The organism is Actinomadura barringtoniae, assembly GCF_017573505.1.
In the GTDB taxonomy this organism is placed as follows: domain Bacteria; phylum Actinomycetota; class Actinomycetes; order Streptosporangiales; family Streptosporangiaceae; genus Spirillospora; species Spirillospora barringtoniae.
Genome location: NZ_JAGEOJ010000009.1, coordinates 42,592 through 59,626, shown reverse-complemented (window position 1 = coordinate 59,626; position 17,035 = coordinate 42,592). Strand labels below are relative to the sequence as shown.

Sequence of the window (17,035 nt, the reverse complement as noted above, 5' to 3'; positions counted from 1 at the left end):
GGGTGAGCGCCATTGCGCTCCCCACCCCCGGAGGACCCACCCGCATGCGCCGTCGCCTCACCGCGCTGTCCGCGGCCGCCGTACTGGCCGCGACCCCCGCGCTGACCTCCTGCGGCATCCTCGGCGGCGACGCCGACGTGAAGGTCAAGGTCAAGGGCGCCTTCGGTGCGCGGCCGGACGTGAACTTCCCCAAGGGCAAGCCGGGCAAGAGCCTGGCGATCAAGACCCTGGAGCAGGGCAAGGGGACCTCCGCGCACAAGGGCGACCTGGTGATCGCCGACTATGTGGGCTACCGCTGGGGCGCGGGCGGCTACAAGCTCCTGGCCAGCAGCTACAACGCCGGCCAGCCCGGCGCGTTCCCGGCCGGCCAGCTGGTGAAGGGCCTCGACAAGGCGCTCGACGGCGCCAAGCCCGGCGGCCGGGTGGTCGCCGAGATCCCGCCCAAGGACGGCTACGGGGACAAGGGCGACGCCGCGCACCAGGTGAACGCCGACGACTCGCTGGTCTACGTGCTGGACGTTCGGGCGGTCTACCCGCGGTCGTCGGCCGCGACGGGCAAGGCGCAGCCGCTGAACGACGCCAAGCTGCCCACGGTGTCCAACGCCCCGGCGGGCGTGGCCCCGTCGATCAGCGTCCCGAAGGCCGCCGCGCCCAAGAGCCTCCAGATGCGCGTCCTGGTCCAGGGGCAGGGCCAGCCCGTCCGCAAGGGCCAGCTGCTCGCGCTGCAGTACGAGGGCGCGTTCTGGCGGGACGGGAAGATCTTCAACTCCTCGTGGGCCGACGGCCGCCCGTACGCGGTCACGATCGGCACCGGCCAGGTGCTGAAGGGCTGGGACCAGGGCCTGGTCGGGCAGAAGATCGGCAGCCGGGTGATGCTGGTCGTGCCGCCGTCGCTCGGCTACGGGCCGCTGGGCGGCCTCCAGCAGGCCGGGATCAAGAAGGACGACACGCTCGTCTTCGTCGTCGACATCCTCGGCGCGCACTGAACCACTTCTAACGCCCACTCTCGTTGTTCTTAGAATGGCGGGGTGGAGGACATCGACGCCATCGCCGTTCTGCAGGACCCCGTCCGCAGGCGGCTCTACGACTACGTGGCCGCCCAGGACCACGAGGTGGGCCGGAACGAAGCGGCCGAGGGCGCCGGGATCCAGCGCACGCTCGCCGCGTTCCACCTGGACAAGCTCGTGGACGCCGGGCTGCTGGAGACCGAGAGCAGGCGGCTCAGCGGCCGTTCGGGCCCGGGTGCGGGGCGGCCCGCCAAGCTCTACCGCCGTTCGGGCGCCGAGCACCAGTTCTCGATCCCGGCGCGCGACTACCGCACCGCCGCCGACCTGCTGGCCGAGGTGGCCGAGGTCGCGCGGCTGGACACCGAGCTCCAGGACGCCGCACGCCGCGAGGGGCGTGCCGCGGGCCGGGCCGCCGGGCCGGTCGAGGACCTGGACGCGGCGGCGGCCGTGCTGGCCGCTCGCGGCTACGAGCCGCGCATGGACGACGAGGCGGGCGTCCTGCGCATGGCCAACTGCCCCTTCCATGCCCTCTCCGAGGCCCATCCGCCCCTGGTGTGCGGGATGAACCTGGCGTTGCTGGAAGGGCTTCTGGAGGGCGCTGAGGGTGCTGAGGGTCTGCGGGCGCGCATGGACGCGCGGCCGGGGCTGTGCTGCGTCGTCGTGACCGCTTCTAAAAATAATGACTGTTGACATAGAGATGCCGCGATGGTGAGGTGGGGGACATGACGGGACACCACCTCGCCCAGCTCAACGTGGGCACCTTGACCTTCCCCCTCGACGACCCGCGGATGAACGGCTTCACCTCGATGCTCGACCCGCTGAACGAGGTCGCCGACAACGCGCCCGGCTTCGTGTGGCGCCTGGTGGAGGACGGCGGCAACGACGCCACCGCGCTCCGGACGTCGCTGGGCGACGACGTGCTGGTGAACATGTCGGTCTGGGAGAGCCGCGACGCGCTGTGGGACTTCGTCTACCGCAGCGGGCACCTGGACATGCTGCGCCGCCGGGGGGAGTGGTTCCGGCTCCCGAAGGCGCCGTTCCAGGTGCTGTGGTGGGTCCCGGCCGGGCACGTACCCACCGTCGAGGAGGCCGTGGAGCGCCTGCTGCTGCTGCGCGACCAGGGCCCCTCGCCCAGCGCCTTCGGGTTCAGGGACGCCTACACGCCCGAGGACGCCGCCGCCGCGCAGTGGCGGCCCGCGGCGGCGGCGGTCAAGAAGTAGGCCAGGTCGCCGTCCAGGCGACGCCCCATGGTGGACATCCGCACGCCCCAGTCCTTCTCGTACCGGCGCAGGACGTCCTCCAGCCCTTCCACGCCGACCGGCACGAGCGTGTGGCGCTCGCCCAGCGTGGCGGCCTGGGCGGCGACGCGGGTGCCGAACTCGCCGCCCAGCTCGGGAACGACGATCTCGGCGGGGGAGAGGGCGACCCGCCCGTAGGCGGTCAGGCTGTGGTGCGAGACCCCAAGGTGGCGCTCGCGCTTGTCGCCCTCGCTCACCCGCAGCGATCCGATCGGGCGCCCGCCCAGGACGCCCGCAGCGTTGATCGCCTCGCCGGCCGACACGCCGGAGAACCCCCAGCGCGTGCCGGTGCCGAGGTTGCCCGGGCCCTGCGCCAGCACCACGACCTCGGCGTCCAGCACGTGCCGCGCCGCCAGCAGGCCGGTGTGCACGGTCACCGCCTCCAGATCGCCGCCGAACGCCTGCCCGACCGTCACCGTGGCGGCCAGCGCGCCCGCGTCCTTCAGCTGCGCGATCGACATCGAGAACCAGGCGGGCAGCGCGCCGCCGTCGGGCATCACGTACGCCACGCGGGTGCCGGGCCGGGCGGCCAGCAGCCCGGCCAGGATCGGCGGCAGCGCCGAGTGCAGGTCGGCGACGATCACCGGCATCCCGTCCAGGGAGTCGGCCTCGCGCAGCGTCTCGTGGTGGGGGGAGTCCTGCTCGTCCGCGCCCAGCACGGTCGCCTGGAGCGGGGTGTAGCGGGCCTTGACCAGGTGACCGGGCCCCGACGGGTCGGGCGGCAGCCGGTCGGGAATCGCGATCACCATCGCGTAACCGCCGGTGCCCAATCCCATCGCCAAGGCCGTAGTGTTGAGCAGGACGGTGTCGCCTGGCTCCGGCCTGCCCACCAGGGCGGGGTAGGCGAGCGCCCGGTGCGCGCCGTCACCGTCGATCGAGACCGCCAGTTCGACCGCCCCCGGCCACTCGCGGCGGATGGTTTCTACCGTGCCTTTGCGCCATCGGATCACACCGAAACGGTAGCGTCCTGATCGGGAGAAAAGACGGAGGCCGACCAGGCCGGTCGGGGGACCGGGGGAAACCGGCGGAAGAGGGTGGTGTGCAAGTGTCGCGGCGCAAGACCGAGCGCCTGCTCAACCTGGTGGTCTGCCTGCTCGCCACCAGGCGTTATCTGACGGCCGAGCAGATTCGCCGGGCCGTGCCCGGCTACCCGGACGCAGGCGAGGCGTTCAAGCGGATGTTCGAGCGCGACAAGGAAGAGCTGCGCGAGCTCGGCGTCCCGCTCGAGGTCGGATCCGACATGGACGGCGGCGGTGGCGAGGAGATCGGCTACCGGATCTCGCCGCAGGCCTACGAGCTCCCCGACATCCACCTGACGCCCGACGAGGCGGCCGTGCTGGGCCTGGCCGCCCGCGTCTGGCAGCGCGCCAGCATGGCCGACGCCGCCTCGGGTGCGCTGCTCAAGCTGCGCGCCGCGGGCGTGGAGACCGACGGGTCCACCACGCTCGGCATCGAGCCGCGCGTCGACACCGGCGACCCCGCCTTCCCCGCGCTGTGGGAGGCCGTCCGCGAGGGCCGCCCGGTGACGTTCGACTACCAGGGCATCGGCCGCACGTCGCCCTCCCGCCGGCACCTGGAGCCGTGGGGCGTGGTGAGCCGCCGCGGGCGCTGGTACGTGGTCGGCCACGACCGCGACCGCGACGACACCCGGGTGTTCCGCCTCAGCCGCATCAGCGGCCAGGTGACCTCCGACGGGCCCGCGGGCAGCGTGAGCGTCCCGCAGGGCGTGGACGTCCGCAAGATCGCCTTCGACTGGGGCGACCCGGTCACCGAGCCGCGCCCGGCCACGGTGCGGCTGCGCGTCGGCGCCGCGCAGGGCCCGCGCCAGTGGGCCAAGGACGTGCGCCCGGTGGGCGACGGGACCTGGGACGAGGCGACGCTGACCTTCCACGACCTGGACCGGTTCGCCCCCTACCTCGCCCGCTTCGCCGACGACGTCGTGGTGATCGACCCGCCCGACCTGCGCGAGGCGGTCATCCAGCAGCTGAAGGCGGTCCTGGCGGTGAGCGAGTGATGGCGGCGAGAACCCCGGCCAGGACGGCGGTCAAGGCCCCGGCGAAGAGCGGCACGACCTCCACCGACCGGCTCGGCCGCCTGCTGGCCCTGGTGCCGTACGTGGTGAGCCGCGACTCGGTGGCGCTCGACCAGGCCGCCGCCGCGTTCGGCGTCAGCGAGAAGCAGCTGATCGACGACCTGAACCTGCTGTGGTGCGTGGAGCTGCGTGCGCCCGACCCCTACTGCCCGATCGACCTGTCCTACGAGGGCGGCGAGATCATCGTCACTGAGGCCGAGTCGATAGCCCGGCCGCTGCGGCTGAAGGTGGACGAGGCGAGCGCGCTGCTGGTCGCGCTGCGGATGCTGGCCGGGATCCCCGACCTGGAGGACCGCGACGCGCTGAGCCGCGTGATCGCCAAGCTGGAGTCGGCGGCCGGCGCCGCCGCGGCGGCGAGCAGCCACCTGTCGGTCGAGCTGGACGTGCGCGGCGAGAACCTCGCACTGCTACGCTCCGCGGTCGCCCGCGGACGCCGCGTGCACCTCTCCTACTACGTGCCGACGCGCGACGAGAACACCGAACGTGACGTCGATCCCATGCGCGTGCTGGTGGTCGAGGGCAACACCTACCTGGAGGGCTGGTGCCGCCGCGCCGAGGCGGTCCGGCTCTTCCGCATCGACCGCATCCAGGACCTGGAGGTGCTGGACGTCCCGGCCGAGGTCCCCGCGGAGGCCGAGCCCCGGGACGTGGACGCGGGCCTGTTCCGGCCCTCGCCCGACGACGTCCGGGTGACCTTGGAGCTCACTCCTCAGGGGCGCTGGGTCGCCGACTACTACCCGTGCGACAGCGTCGAGGAACTGGGCGAGGGGCGGCTGCGGGTCGTCCTGGGCACGCCCGACACGCGGTGGGTGCGCGGGCTGGTCCTGCGGCTCGGTGATCAAGGCCGCGTGGTGGCCCCCACGGAGCTGGCCAGGGGGATCAGGGACGACGCCGCGCGAGCGCTGGCCCTGTACGACAAGGCTTGACCGTGTCCGCTACGGTGACGTGGTGGCGTGGGTTCCGGTGTCGGTGGCGTTGGGCTTCATAGGCCTGGCGGTGCTCGCCGTGTGCGGGTTCAAGGTCTACCTGGGCGTTCGCCGCTTCGGACGTGAACTCGACCGGACCCGGCGGCGACTCGAACCGAAACATTCCGATCTTCAGCGTGAACTTCGGACACTGAGCGACGCGCGTAAGACACAAGACCCCGAGGACGGCGTACGATCGTCCTGAGTACCACCTGCGCGAAAGAGGTTTGTTCCATGCCTAATCTTGGTGGCGGCGAGTGGCTGATCATCCTGGTCGTCGTGTTGCTGCTGTTCGGGTCGGCCAAGCTGCCCCAGCTGGCGCGCTCGCTGGGCAAGTCCGCGCGCATCCTCAAGGCTGAGACCAAGGGCCTGCACGACGACGAGGACGGGCAGGACAAGGCTCAGGAGGCTCCCGCCCCCGCCGCACCGGCCGCGGCCGACGCCGCCCAGTCCAACCGGGACCGCGCCGCGCAGCTGCGCGAGGAGGCCGCCCGCCTGGAGCGCGAGGCCGCCCAGCAGAGCGCCCCGCAGCGCACTCTCGGTTCCGGTGAGCCCATCCAGGGCGTGCCCGTCGACCCCGCTCAGGTGCGCAAGTCCTGATTCCCCTCCTCACAAAGACGGGCCCCAGTCACCGGCATAGAAGAAGACGATGAGCCGACAGGCGAACAATGAGGGCCGGATGCCCCTCATGGATCACCTCCGTGAGCTGCGCAACCGGTTGGTCAAAGCCATGCTCGGCCTGGTCGCGGGCGCGATCGTGGGCTGGATCTTCTTCGACCCGATCTGGGACTTCCTGAAGAAGCCCTTCACCCGGATCCCGCCCGAGCACTGCATCAACCACCACTGCGACCTGGTGGTGCACGGGATCTTCGACGGTTTCTTCATCCACCTGAAGGTCGCGCTGATCGTCGGGGCGGTGATCTCGTCCCCGATCTGGCTCTACCAGCTGTGGGCGTTCGTCGCGCCCGGGCTCTACAAGCGCGAGCGGCGCTGGACCTACATCTTCATGACGGCGGCGGTCCCGCTGTTCCTGGCGGGCGGGGCCCTGGCCTACCTGACCATGGACAAGGGCCTGAAGATCTTCATCGGGCTCGCGCCCGGTGACACCACGGTCCTGGTGGGCATCCAGGAGTACCTGGGCTACGCCCAGGCCATGCTGCTGATCTTCGGCCTGACCTTCGAGCTGCCGCTGTTCGTGGTGGTGCTGAACCGGGCCGGGGTGCTCACCCACGCCCGGATCCGCAAGTCCCGGCGGATGCTGATCTTCGGAATCTTCGTGTTCGCGGCCGTGGCGACGCCCAGCCAGGACCCGTTCACGATGCTGGCCCTAGCGCTGCCGACCCTGGTGCTGTTCGAGGTCGCCGAGGTGCTGGCCTACTTCCATGATCGCCGCAAGGACCGCGCGCCCGACCCCTACGAGGGCCTGTCGGACGACGAGGCCTCGCCGATCGACCTGGACGAGATCGACCGGCAGATCGACAGCGGCGACCGCAGCGGAGACCGGACCCACTGATCGCTACGCGGGACGCGAAACCGGGGTCTAATTGGGTATCGGGCCGGTCGAAACCGTAGGCTCGATTCCATGACCACCCCCGACACGCCGTCGGCCACCGAAGCACCGTCCGAGCGGTACGCCGCCTATCGCAGGCGCACCGCCGGGAACGGACCCGCGCTGCTGGACTTCAAGACCCTCTACGACTTCGAGCTGGACGCGTTCCAGATCGAGGCCTGCCGGGTCCTGGAGAGCGGCAGCGGGGTGCTGGTCGCGGCGCCGACCGGTTCCGGCAAGACCGTGGTGGGGGAGTTCGCCGTCCACCTGGCCCTCACCGGCGGCCAGAAGTGCTTCTACACCACGCCGATCAAGGCGCTGTCGAACCAGAAGTACGCCGACCTGGTGAAGCGCTACGGCGCCGACAAGGTCGGCCTGCTGACCGGCGACAACAGCGTCAACGGTGAGGCCCCGATCGTCGTCATGACGACCGAGGTGCTGCGCAACATGCTCTACGCGGGCTCGCAGACCCTGGCGGGCCTGGGCTTCGTGGTGATGGACGAGGTGCACTACCTGGCCGACCGGTTCCGCGGCGCGGTCTGGGAAGAGGTGATCATCCACGTTCCGGACTCGGTCCGGATCGTGGCGCTGTCGGCGACGGTCAGCAACGCCGAGGAGTTCGGCGAGTGGCTGCAGGAGGTGCGCGGCGACACCGGCGTGATCGTCGACGAGCACCGGCCGGTGCCGCTGTTCCAGCACATGCTGGTCGGCAACCGGCTCTACGACCTGTTCGTCGACAGCGGCAAGGGCAAGGACCGGCAGGCCAGGGTCAACCCCGAGCTGCGCCGCATCGCGCTGGACGAGGTGCGCCGCGCCAAGGTCAACCAGGGCCGCCGCACCGGCCGCAGGCGGACCGCCCGGCCGCAGCGCTACCGGCCGCCGATGAGGTCGGACGTGGTCGCCCGGCTGGAACGGGCGGGCCTGCTGCCCGCCATCACGTTCATCTTCAGCCGCGCCGGCTGCGACGCCGCCGTTATGCAGTGCCTGCACGCGGGGCTGCGCCTCACCTCCAAGGAGGAGGCCGAGGAGATCCGGGCGCACGTCGAGCTGCGCACCGACGACATCGCCCCCGAGGACCTGCGGGTGCTCGGCTACCACGACTTCCTGTCCGGCCTCGAGCGCGGCGTCGCCGCCCACCACGCCGGCATGCTCCCCACGTTCAAGGAGATCGTCGAGGAGCTGTTCACGCGCGGGCTGATCAAGGCGGTGTTCGCCACCGAGACGCTGGCGCTCGGCATCAACATGCCCGCCCGCACGGTCGTGATCGAGAAGCTCGACAAGTGGAACGGCGAGGCGCACGTCGACCTCACGCCGGGGGAGTACACCCAGCTCACCGGCCGCGCCGGCCGCCGCGGCATCGACGTGGAGGGCCACGCGGTGGTGGTGTGGGGCCCGAGCGTGGACCCCGGCTCGGTCGCGGGCCTGGCCAGCACCCGTACCTACCCGCTCAACTCCAGCTTCCAGCCGTCCTACAACATGGCGGTCAACCTCGTCGGCGCGGTCGGCATCGAGCGCGCCCGCACGCTGCTGGAGGAGTCGTTCGCGCAGTTCCAGGCCGACCGCGCGGTGGTCGGCCTGGCCCGCCAGGTCCGCAAGAACGAGGAGGCCCTGGAGGGGTACGCCAAGGCCGCCAAATGCCACCTGGGCGACTTCATGGAGTACGCGGCGCTGCGGCGGCGGCTGTCGGACCGCGAGGCCGAGCTGTCGCGCGAGCGTTCCTCTGAGCGCCGCGCGGAGGCCGCCAGGTCGCTGGAGCACCTGCGGCCAGGCGACGTCATCCTGGTCCCCTCGGGGCGCCGTTCTGGCCTCGCCGTGGTCATCGACCCAGGAGTCGGGCGCCGTTCGGACGGGCCCGCGCCGCTCGTGCTGACGGTCAACCGGTCGGTGCAGCGGCTGTCGATCCTGGACTTCCCGCGCCCGGTCGAGCCGATCGAGCGGATCCGCATCCCCAAGTCGTTCAGCCCGCGCAACCCGCAGGCCCGCCGCGACCTGGCGTCCACGCTGCGCAACAAGGTCCCCGAGGACCCGCGCGAGCGCAGGCGCGGCCGCGCCGACTCGCAGGCCGCCGACGACGCCGAGATCACGCGGCTGCGCGCTGAACTGCGGCAGCACCCGGTGCACGGCTGCGACGAACGCGAGGACCACGCGCGCTGGGCCGAGCGCTACTTCCGGTTGGAGCGCGAGACCGAGCAGCTGCGCCGCCGCGTCGAGGGCCGTTCCCAGGTCATCGCGCGCACCTTCGACCGGGTGTGCGCGGTGCTGGAGCAGCTCGGCTACCTGCACGGCGACGAGGTCACCGACGAGGGGCGACGGCTCGGCCGCATCTACAACGAGCTCGACCTGCTGACCGCCGAGAGCCTGCGCGAGGGCGTCTGGGAGCGGCTCGACCACGCCGAGCTGGCCGCGTGCGTGTCGGCGCTGGTGTACGAGTCGCGCCAGCCCGACGACGCCGCGCCGCCCAAGACCCCCGACGGCAACGCACAGGAGGCGCTGGCCGCGATGGTGCGGCTGTGGGGCCAGCTGGACGCGGTCGAGAAGGACAACCGGGTGTCGTTCCTGCGCGAGCCCGATCTGGGCTTCGCCTGGACCGCCTACCGGTGGGCCAAGGGGCACGACCTGGACGAGGTGCTGCTGGAGACCGACATGACCGCGGGCGACTTCGTCCGCGCGGTCAAGCAGTTGCTGGACCTGCTCGGCCAGGTCACCGACGCCGCGCCGCCCAACAGCCACATCCGCAAGACCGCACGCCGGGCCATGGACGCCATGCGCCGAGGCGTCGTGGCCTACTCCTCAGTGACCTGACAAAGCGTCTCCGCGGGGCAGGGTCGACGCCGACGACTCCCGATCGAGTCGACCGTCACCGGCAGCGGGCGGGGTCAAGGCCGGGGCGGTGTGAGGTTAGGGTGGCCGCACTGGACGACCCCGATGGCGAGAGCTCGAGACCGAGAGGCGGTTCCATGGCGGAGACGGCGGGGGTCGACCCCTTCACCCCGGACGTGGTGGCCCAGATCATGCGGCACATGAACGAGGACCACGCCGGCGACTGCCGGATGATCTGCCAGGCACTCGGCGGCGCGCCGGAGGCCGAGTCGGCGGTGATGAGCGGGATGGACGCCGACGGCCTCGACTTCGTCGCCGTCGTGGGCGGGAGCGATGTCGCGGTCCGGGTGCCGTTCAGCGAGCGGCTGACCGAGCGCCTCCAGGTCCGCCGCGAGGTCGTGCGCATGTCCGACGAGGCGCGTGACGTGCTCGGACTCGCGCCGCGCGACGGGCGCTGACCCTGCGATCACATCCGCCGAACTGGTGATCTCGACGCCGCGTCGGTAACGTAGCCGACATGGCGTCGGAAAAATGCTCCGACCCCTTCCGGTGAGAGTTAGGTAAGGCTAACCTAATCTCGAACTCGAGAGGCGAGGGGACGTGCATGGCGGATCAGGGGTTCGCGGCCGAGCTGCGGACGGCGACCTGGAGCGACCACGGCGACAATGAGGGCTCGTCCTACATGAGCGCCCTGGTCGAGGGCAGGCTAGGCCGCGCCGAGTACGCGGTGCTGGTCGCCCAGCTCCATCCCGTGTACGACCTGCTGGAGGAGGCGGCCGACGCGCTGTCGGCCGATCCGGTGGCGGCCCCGTTCGCCTTCGACGACCTGCGGCGCCGCGCGGCCCTGGAGGCCGACCTCGCCTACTTCTACGGCCCGGACTGGGCGGACCGGATCGGCCGCAACCAGGCCACCCGGCGCTACTGCGAGCGGATCAAGGAGGTCTGCTTCGCGTGGCCGGGCGGCTTCGTCGCCCACCACTACACCCGCTACCTCGGCGACCTGTCCGGCGGCCAGTACATCGCCCGGCAGGTGGAGCGCTCCCTGGGCATCGACCAGGGCGAGGACGGCGTGCGGTTCTACCGTTTCCCGGGCAAGCCCAAGGCCTACAAGGACGCCTACCGCGCCCTGCTGGACGCCGCGCCCTGGGACGCGGGGGAGCGGGCGAAGATCATCGATGAGGTGCGGCTGGCGTACCGGCTCAACGCCGAGGTGACCACCGAGCTGAGCCGCGAACTGCGCATCGACCCGGCCGCCTGACCGAAGGCGGCCTGTTCGAGAGGCCGCCTCGATCCAGAGTGTCGGCACCCCGCCGGGCGCGCCGGTGAAGCATCATGATCCCCTGATACGGAGAGTGTCCGGGCCGGTGAGCCCGGTGACCGATTCGGGGGAACGGTTATGCGGAGCAGGTGGGTGACGGCCCTGGGGGCCGCGGGGGTGACGGCCGCGGTCGCGCTCGGCACGGGCGGGTGCGGGGCCGAGATTCCGGCGCAGCTGGCCGCGGCGCCGGCCTCGGGCGTGGCGGGCCGGGTGGGCCCGATCGCCATCCGCAACCTCTTCGTCCTCGGCAGCGGGCCGGACGGGGTGCTGGCGGCGGGTGCCTCCGCGCCCGTCTACCTCAACATGGTCGACAGCCCCGCCCGTACCGAGACCGACAACTCGGTCGGGGACGTCGAGCGCCGGACCGGCGGTGACACGCTGGTGGCCGTGGCCTCGCCGCAGGCCACGTCGGGGCGGCTCATCGGCGGGCCGATCCAGGTCCCCGACGGCGTGAACGTCAAGGTCGGCCCGGACGCCAAGATCGTCCTGGACGGGCTCAGGCGGCCGCTGTCGCCCGCCGACATGGTCGAGGTGACGCTCCGCTTCACGACCGCGGGCTGGCGTACCTTCCGGGTCCCCGTCCTGCCGCAGAACACCTTCTGGGAGAGCTACTCGCCCGCCCCGGCCGCGGGCTGACGAAAACCGGGCAGTGTTTGAACGTCCGTTATGCGGACATTCCCGAAGAGCGCCTCGGGGGAAGCGCGCCGAACACTCACCCGGAGGTCGCCATGCTCGCGGTCGTCGCTGCGATCGTCTTCGCCATAGCTCTGCTGTTCGACCTGGCGGACGTCACCTCGGACGCCTTCGACTACCAGACGCTCATCACGCTCGGCCTGCTGCTGCTCGCCCTGCACATGGCCGGATTCGGAACGTCCACGAACTGGCGCCGGTCGTTCGCGAAGACCAGGACGCGGACGCGCCGGAGGCGGTGACGCGCCGCCCGGCAGGGACGTTCAGCCGGAGAACGAGAAGCGGACCTGGCGGCGTGCCGGGTCCGCTTCCTCCAGCCGCACCTTCACCGGCTCCCCGAGCGGCAGGCCGTCGCCGTCGCAGCGGGCCAGCACGGCCGGCGACAACAGCTGGACGAGCCCGCCCGAGCCGTTGCCGGACACGTCGATGACGACGGCGTCGAAGACCTTCCCGACCTGGTCGCGCAGCAGCAGCGACTCCACCAGGTCGATGCAGGCGCGTTCGACCGAGCCGCTGCGCTGGAGGCTGCGCTGCATGACCTCCGGAAGGTCCGGCAGGCCCGCACGCGCCCATTCGGGCACCGGCGTGCCCGCCGCCAGCGCCAGGCAGATCTCGGTCACGTAGCGGTCGGCCAGGCGCCGCAGCGGCGCGGTGACGTGCGCGTACGGCGCCGCGACCGCTGCGTGCACGACCGCGTTCTCGTCCGCGGGCGGTCCGCCGGTGAACGCGGTGTAGCCGGCGCCGCGCATCAGCCCGACGGCTTCGTGCAGGAACGCCGCGTGCCGCGAGTTCTCCGGATCCAGGTCGCGGACGACCGCGCCGTAGGAACGGTCCTTGGGCCAGTCGATGCCGAGCGCCTCGGCGACCCGCCGCAGCTGCTCCACGGCGTCGGCGGGCGGGGCCGGCATCGTGCGCAGCAGCCCGATCCCGCCGTCCAGCATCAGCCGCGCGGCGGCCCGCCCGGTGAGCAGGGAGATCTGCGCGTTCCACGTCTCGCTGGGCAGGCCGCCGCGGAACGCCAGCTCCCACGACCCGTCGGTCCGCACGACCTCCTGCTCGGGCAGCGGCAGGCTGACGCCGCCGCGCGCCGCCTCGGCCTCCAGCAGGACCGTTCCGATCTCGGCGAGCAGGACGATGCGCTCGTCGGCGGTCGCCTCGCGCTGGGCGCCGTCGTAGTCGAGCCGGTCGCGGCTGGTGACCAGGGCCCGGCGGACCGCGACGTCCGTGATCGTGCCGGAGCCGTCGATGTCGATCGTCCAGACGACCGCCGGGCGCCGCTCGCCGGGCAGCAGGCTCGCCGCGCCCTCCGACAGCCGGCGCGGGTGCAGCGGCGCGTTCTCGTCGGGCAGGTAGAGGGTGACGCCGCGCAGATGGGCCTCGGCGTCGATCGCGCCGCCCGCCGTGACGAACGAGGCGACGTCGGCGATCGCGTAGTGCACGCGGTGTCCGCCCGGCCGCCGCTCCAGGTGCATGGCCTGGTCCAGGTCCATCGAGCCTGGCGGGTCGATGGTGAAGAACGGCAGATCGAGGACGTCCGGAACCGGCGCGGGCGCCCGCATGGCAGCGGCCTCGGCCTCGGCGCGGACCGCTTCGGGGAACGCGCCGGGCACCGCCATCTCCTGGCGGATCCGGTCCAGTCCTGCGCGGACCTCGGTGTCGGCCTCCTCGTTGCGGAGGCGAATGGGCCGATGGGGCACTCCCCGAGAGTAGGGGACCGTGCCTGCAAGATCGGGCAAAGCGCCTCGATCTTCCTGGCAAAGCCGCGGCTCGCGGCCCTCGTCAGCCGTCACCCGGCGCCGCGGCGGGCGTGTGCGCGAACTCCCTGAGTCCGGGCAGGTCGACGACGGTGATGCGGCGCCAGCCGGTGCGGACCAGCTTCTTGGCGCGCAGTTCGCTGAGGGCACGCGCCACGGTCTCCCGCGAGGCGTCCATCCAGCTGCCGAGCTCCTCCTGGGACAGCGGCGGCGCGATGTCGACGCTGCCGTCGGCGACGGCGGGGCCGTGCCGGGCCGACAGCTCGGCCAGGTCGGCCAGCAGCAGCGCCAGCCGCTGCGTGCCCTTGGCCCACACGTGCGCCTCCAGGCGGCGGCCCGCCTCGTCCTGGCGTCGGACCAGCGTGCTGCTGACCAGCATCCAGGCGCGCGGATGGCCGTCCAGGAACGCGGTGAAGCGGGCGGCCGGGACGACCAGTGCCTGCAGCGGGCTGAGCGCCGTCAGCGTCGCCGACCGGCTCCGGCTGCCGAGCACGGCGCTCTCGCAGACCAGGTCCCCCGGACCGCGCACCGCCAGCACGACGTCGTGGCCGTCCTCGGTGGTGGAGGTCACCTTGGCCCAGCCGTCCTGAATGATGATGATGTGGTCGGACTCCTCGCCCTGGTAGCACAGGGGCGACTTGGCCGTGTAGGCGCGCGGCCGTCCGGCCTTGCGCAGGGCTGTGCGCTGGAGCTCGTCGAGCGCGCTCCAGAAGCTCTCCCAGGTGCCGCCCGCAGGCGGGCCCTGGGTGCTGTCGTGTGTCGGGGCGGCGGCCGGGGCGCCGCGCGGGGTGGTCCTTTCGATCACCGGGGATCCGTTCGGGTCGGCGTCATCTCCAGTGGACATTCGGCGCGCATGGTCTGGCAAGCCCATTGTGGACCGGTACCCACGACAGATGGGGGGAGTGGGGCGATGAGGCCCAGTGCCGCGGGTACCGGCTGCCCAACGGGTTCGCTGCTCACATGTCCAGGAAAGCCCGCCATTGATCGCCATGCTGCGCCCGCGAGACCGGCCTGTCTGCGTCACCTGACACAGAGGCCAGGTGGTGGTCACCGCCGGGTCAGCCCGCCATCGCGTTGAGCAGGCGGTTCACCGGGCTGTCGAGGTTCCAGCGGTCGGCGAGTTCGACCAGCGCCTCGGGGTCGCGGGGCGTCTTCGGCAGCCGGTCGTCCAGCTTGGCCAGATCCGGGTCGTCGATGTCGGTGACGACGCGGACGACCGTCTCGGCGGCGGCCAGGTAGTCGCGTGAACCCTCGAGCTTGCGGCGGGCGCCGGCCGGGAACCCGTCGGTCTCGCCCGCGTCCAGCGCGGCCAGCATGCCCTCGACCGACCCGAACCGGGTGATGAGGGCGGCGGCGCTCTTGTCGCCGATCCCCGGAACGCCCGGCAGGCCGTCGCTCGGGTCGCCGCGCAGGGTGGCGTAGTCGCCGTAGCCGCGGCCGGGGATGCCGTACTTGGCCGCGACCTCGTCCTCGCCCATGATCTGCAGGTTGCGGATGCCGCGCGCGGTGTAGAGCACCTTCACCGGGCCGCCGTCGTCGACCAGCTGGAACAGGTCGCGGTCGCCGGTGACGATGTCGACCGCGCCGTCGGCGGCGCCCCGCACGGCGAGCGTGCCGATGACGTCGTCGGCCTCGTAGCCCGCCACGCCGATGCGCGCGAGGCCGAGCGCGTCCAGCACGTCGTCGATGATCGGCAGCTGGGCCTCGAGCGGGTCGGGGGTCTGGTCGCCGCCGTCGTCGGCCACCCGGTGCGCCTTGTAGGAGGGCAGCGCCTCCACCCGGAACGCGGGCCGCCAGTCGGCGTCCATGCAGCAGACCAGCCGGTCGGGCGACCGGTCCTGGACCAGCCGCGCGATCATGTCGATCAGGCCGCGGACGGCGTTCACCGGCGTGCCGTCCGGCGCCTTGATCGACTCGGGCACGCCGTAGAAGGCGCGGAAGTACAACGACGGTGTGTCCAGCAGCATCAACATGAGGCGAACAGCTTATATAAACGCGGATCGGAAGTCCTCCCGACGCGTCGTGATCGTGGTTCGCGGGCATATCCCTAGGTGAAAGCCCTGCTCGTAGGAAGTCGGAACCCCATGCCCCCCGTTCTCAAGCTCGAGCCTGCCCTCGTGGGCTCGACGATCGCGGCCGTGTACGCGGCCGTCGCCATGCTCTACCGCGCCTTCGTCGCTCATGAAGGCGTGTTCGATCTCGACATCGTGGTCGCCGCGGTGACCGCCGTCTGGGGCCTCTACACGCGGATGCGGGTGACCCCGCTCGCCAGGCCGCGGGACGCCCAGGGCACCCCGCTGCAGGCCCAGGCCGAAACGGTCCAGAGCTGACCGTCAGCCGCGCGCCCGCGGCCAGTACTGCTCGGCGAACAGCCGCGCGACCAGTTCCCCTCTGCTGGACACCCCCGCCTTCTCGAACACCGCCTTGAGATGATCGCGGACGGTGTGCGGCGAGATGAACAGCCGCGCGGCGATCTCGCCGGTGGGCAGGCCCCGCGCGATGAGCTGGGTGATCTCCAGCTCGCGCGGTGTCAGCCCGTACGCCTCGGCGACGATGACCGCCAGGTCGGACGCCGCCGCCGGCTCGATCACCAGCGCGACCGGGCCGGGCGACCCGCCGGGTCCGGTGAGGCCGGAGGCGTGGCAGACCAGCCAGCGCCCGTCGGTCGTGCGGATGCGGGTGCGGGCGTCGCCGCGGTCTCGGCCGCGTGCGACGGCCCGCGCCTGCAACGCTGTGCCGAGGACCCAGATCGGCAGCCGGACGCCGAGCGCGGACGGCACCGAGGGTCCGGGCGGCAGCGCGGCCAGGTGCTCGCGTGCCTCGTCGTTGATCGAGGTGGCGGCGCCGGACGGGTCGAACAGCACCAGTCCCGGACCGGGCACGCCCGGCATCGTCGTTGCCGCCGTCGGCACTGACGGGCGGGCGAAGCGCCGCAGGCGCGAGGCCATCGGCCCGGACAGGCCCGCGACGAGCTCGGCGTCGTGGCGGCTGAACGCCGCGCCGTTCTCGGAGCGGAACAGGCTGACCACGGCCCACGGGCGTCCGCCCGTACGCAGCACCGCGCGCAGTTCGTCGTGCACGCCCTGGTGACTCAGCAGTGTCCGGAAGCGGTCGCTGCGGGCCGGGGCGTCGCCGGTCGCTGCGCGCAGTCCGGCCGCGGGCACGTCGGCGCGGGCCAGATCGCGGAACGGCAGGACGTTCTCCTCCAGCAGTTCGCTCTGCCAGTACTCGGCGCAGCGTTCACGGTCGCCCAGGCCCTGAACGAGCATCGGCGCCGTGATGAGGCCGGTCTCGGGGTCGGTCGCCGCCCACACCGCCGCGTCGAACGGCACGCTGCGCCGCAGCCTCGCCGAGGCACGGGTGAACAGGTCGGTCGCGTCGGCCGCGCGGTCGGTTCCGGCCAGCACGTCGACGCCGCCGCGCCGTCCGCCCATCGGGCCTCCTTCGTCAGGTGATCGCGTTCCCAGCGTGCGCGAGCCTTCGTGTCCGGGCCAACCCCTCATGTGAGGGGGTCATTCCCGGGCGAACGCCCGCGTCAGGGG

Annotated in this window: 18 protein-coding genes; 13 read left to right on the top strand and 5 right to left on the bottom strand. The window is 72.2% G+C overall.

What is annotated here, in order from left to right; all coding sequences use genetic code 11:
• The first annotated feature begins 44 nt into the window (after positions 1 to 44).
• Genes J4573_RS22255 through J4573_RS22245 form a run of 3 tightly spaced genes read left to right on the top strand, consistent with a single transcriptional unit; the run spans position 45 to position 2,227 of the window.
• Positions 45 to 986 (top strand): FKBP-type peptidyl-prolyl cis-trans isomerase, encoded by a 942-nt coding sequence (locus J4573_RS22255; RefSeq protein ID WP_208257736.1) that lies wholly within the window; start codon positions 45 to 47, stop codon positions 984 to 986.
• A 42-nt stretch (positions 987 to 1,028) separates the two neighbouring features.
• On the top strand, positions 1,029 to 1,697 hold the full coding sequence (locus J4573_RS22250) for a helix-turn-helix transcriptional regulator (protein WP_208257735.1): 669 nt from the start codon (positions 1,029 to 1,031) through the stop codon (positions 1,695 to 1,697).
• A gap of 32 nt (positions 1,698 to 1,729) precedes the next feature.
• Positions 1,730 to 2,227, top strand: a complete 498-nt coding sequence (locus J4573_RS22245; RefSeq protein WP_208257734.1) for a DUF3291 domain-containing protein — start codon at positions 1,730 to 1,732, stop codon at positions 2,225 to 2,227.
• Here J4573_RS22245 and J4573_RS22240 read toward each other — a convergent pair.
• Positions 2,164 to 3,255, bottom strand: a complete 1,092-nt coding sequence (locus tag J4573_RS22240; protein ID WP_208257733.1) for a DUF3866 family protein — start codon at positions 3,253 to 3,255, stop codon at positions 2,164 to 2,166. The genes J4573_RS22245 and J4573_RS22240 overlap by 64 nt on opposite strands.
• A 95-nt stretch (positions 3,256 to 3,350) precedes the next feature.
• Here J4573_RS22240 and J4573_RS22235 point away from each other — a divergent pair, with 95 nt between their 5' ends.
• From J4573_RS22235 to J4573_RS22195, 9 genes are all read left to right on the top strand, one after another.
• Positions 3,351 to 4,319, top strand: coding sequence for a helix-turn-helix transcriptional regulator (locus J4573_RS22235; protein WP_208257732.1), 969 nt, complete (start codon positions 3,351 to 3,353; stop codon positions 4,317 to 4,319).
• Positions 4,319 to 5,323 carry a helix-turn-helix transcriptional regulator gene (locus J4573_RS22230; RefSeq protein WP_208257731.1) on the top strand — a complete coding sequence of 335 codons (1,005 nt, stop codon included), beginning with the start codon at positions 4,319 to 4,321 and terminating at the stop codon, positions 5,321 to 5,323. The genes J4573_RS22235 and J4573_RS22230 overlap by 1 nt, the downstream gene beginning before the upstream one ends.
• A gap of 273 nt (positions 5,324 to 5,596) precedes the next feature.
• Positions 5,597 to 5,962: a Sec-independent protein translocase subunit TatA gene (gene tatA / locus J4573_RS22225; protein ID WP_208257730.1), complete on the top strand. Its 366-nt coding sequence runs from the start codon at positions 5,597 to 5,599 to the stop codon at positions 5,960 to 5,962.
• A gap of 88 nt (positions 5,963 to 6,050) precedes the next feature.
• Positions 6,051 to 6,875 carry a twin-arginine translocase subunit TatC gene (gene tatC, locus J4573_RS22220; protein WP_307796785.1) on the top strand — a complete coding sequence of 275 codons (825 nt, stop codon included), beginning with the start codon at positions 6,051 to 6,053 and terminating at the stop codon, positions 6,873 to 6,875.
• A gap of 69 nt (positions 6,876 to 6,944) precedes the next feature.
• Complete coding sequence (locus J4573_RS22215) at positions 6,945 to 9,713, top strand: DEAD/DEAH box helicase (protein WP_208257728.1); 2,769 nt, start codon at positions 6,945 to 6,947, stop codon at positions 9,711 to 9,713.
• 155 nt (positions 9,714 to 9,868) lie between these two features.
• Positions 9,869 to 10,189 carry a DUF2470 domain-containing protein gene (locus J4573_RS22210; protein WP_208257727.1) on the top strand — a complete coding sequence of 107 codons (321 nt, stop codon included), beginning with the start codon at positions 9,869 to 9,871 and terminating at the stop codon, positions 10,187 to 10,189.
• Between the two features lie 146 nt (positions 10,190 to 10,335).
• On the top strand, positions 10,336 to 10,989 hold the full coding sequence (locus J4573_RS22205; RefSeq protein ID WP_208257726.1) for a biliverdin-producing heme oxygenase: 654 nt from the start codon (positions 10,336 to 10,338) through the stop codon (positions 10,987 to 10,989).
• A 153-nt stretch (positions 10,990 to 11,142) separates the two neighbouring features.
• Complete coding sequence (locus J4573_RS22200) at positions 11,143 to 11,685, top strand: copper chaperone PCu(A)C (RefSeq protein WP_208257725.1); 543 nt, start codon at positions 11,143 to 11,145, stop codon at positions 11,683 to 11,685.
• A gap of 92 nt (positions 11,686 to 11,777) precedes the next feature.
• Entirely contained in the window at positions 11,778 to 11,981 is a 204-nt protein-coding gene (locus J4573_RS22195; protein ID WP_208257724.1) for a hypothetical protein, read from the top strand.
• Between the two features lie 21 nt (positions 11,982 to 12,002).
• On the opposite strand, the gene J4573_RS22190 is transcribed toward J4573_RS22195, so the two are convergent.
• From J4573_RS22190 to J4573_RS22180, 3 genes are all read right to left on the bottom strand, one after another.
• Positions 12,003 to 13,436 (bottom strand): RNB domain-containing ribonuclease, encoded by a 1,434-nt coding sequence (locus J4573_RS22190; RefSeq protein ID WP_307796783.1) that lies wholly within the window; start codon positions 13,434 to 13,436, stop codon positions 12,003 to 12,005.
• A gap of 82 nt (positions 13,437 to 13,518) precedes the next feature.
• Positions 13,519 to 14,337 (bottom strand): Crp/Fnr family transcriptional regulator, encoded by an 819-nt coding sequence (locus J4573_RS22185; protein WP_208257723.1) that lies wholly within the window; start codon positions 14,335 to 14,337, stop codon positions 13,519 to 13,521.
• A 214-nt stretch (positions 14,338 to 14,551) separates the two neighbouring features.
• A complete protein-coding gene (locus J4573_RS22180) occupies positions 14,552 to 15,466 on the bottom strand; it encodes a 5'-3' exonuclease (RefSeq protein ID WP_208257722.1) in 915 nt (304 codons plus the stop codon).
• 111 nt (positions 15,467 to 15,577) lie between these two features.
• Between J4573_RS22180 and J4573_RS22175 the strand changes: the two genes are divergently transcribed.
• Positions 15,578 to 15,823: a hypothetical protein gene (locus J4573_RS22175; protein ID WP_208257721.1), complete on the top strand. Its 246-nt coding sequence runs from the start codon at positions 15,578 to 15,580 to the stop codon at positions 15,821 to 15,823.
• A 3-nt stretch (positions 15,824 to 15,826) separates the two neighbouring features.
• On the opposite strand, the gene J4573_RS22170 is transcribed toward J4573_RS22175, so the two are convergent.
• A complete protein-coding gene (locus tag J4573_RS22170; protein ID WP_208257720.1) occupies positions 15,827 to 16,927 on the bottom strand; it encodes a helix-turn-helix domain-containing protein in 1,101 nt (366 codons plus the stop codon).
• Positions 16,928 to 17,035: the final 108 nt, after the last annotated feature.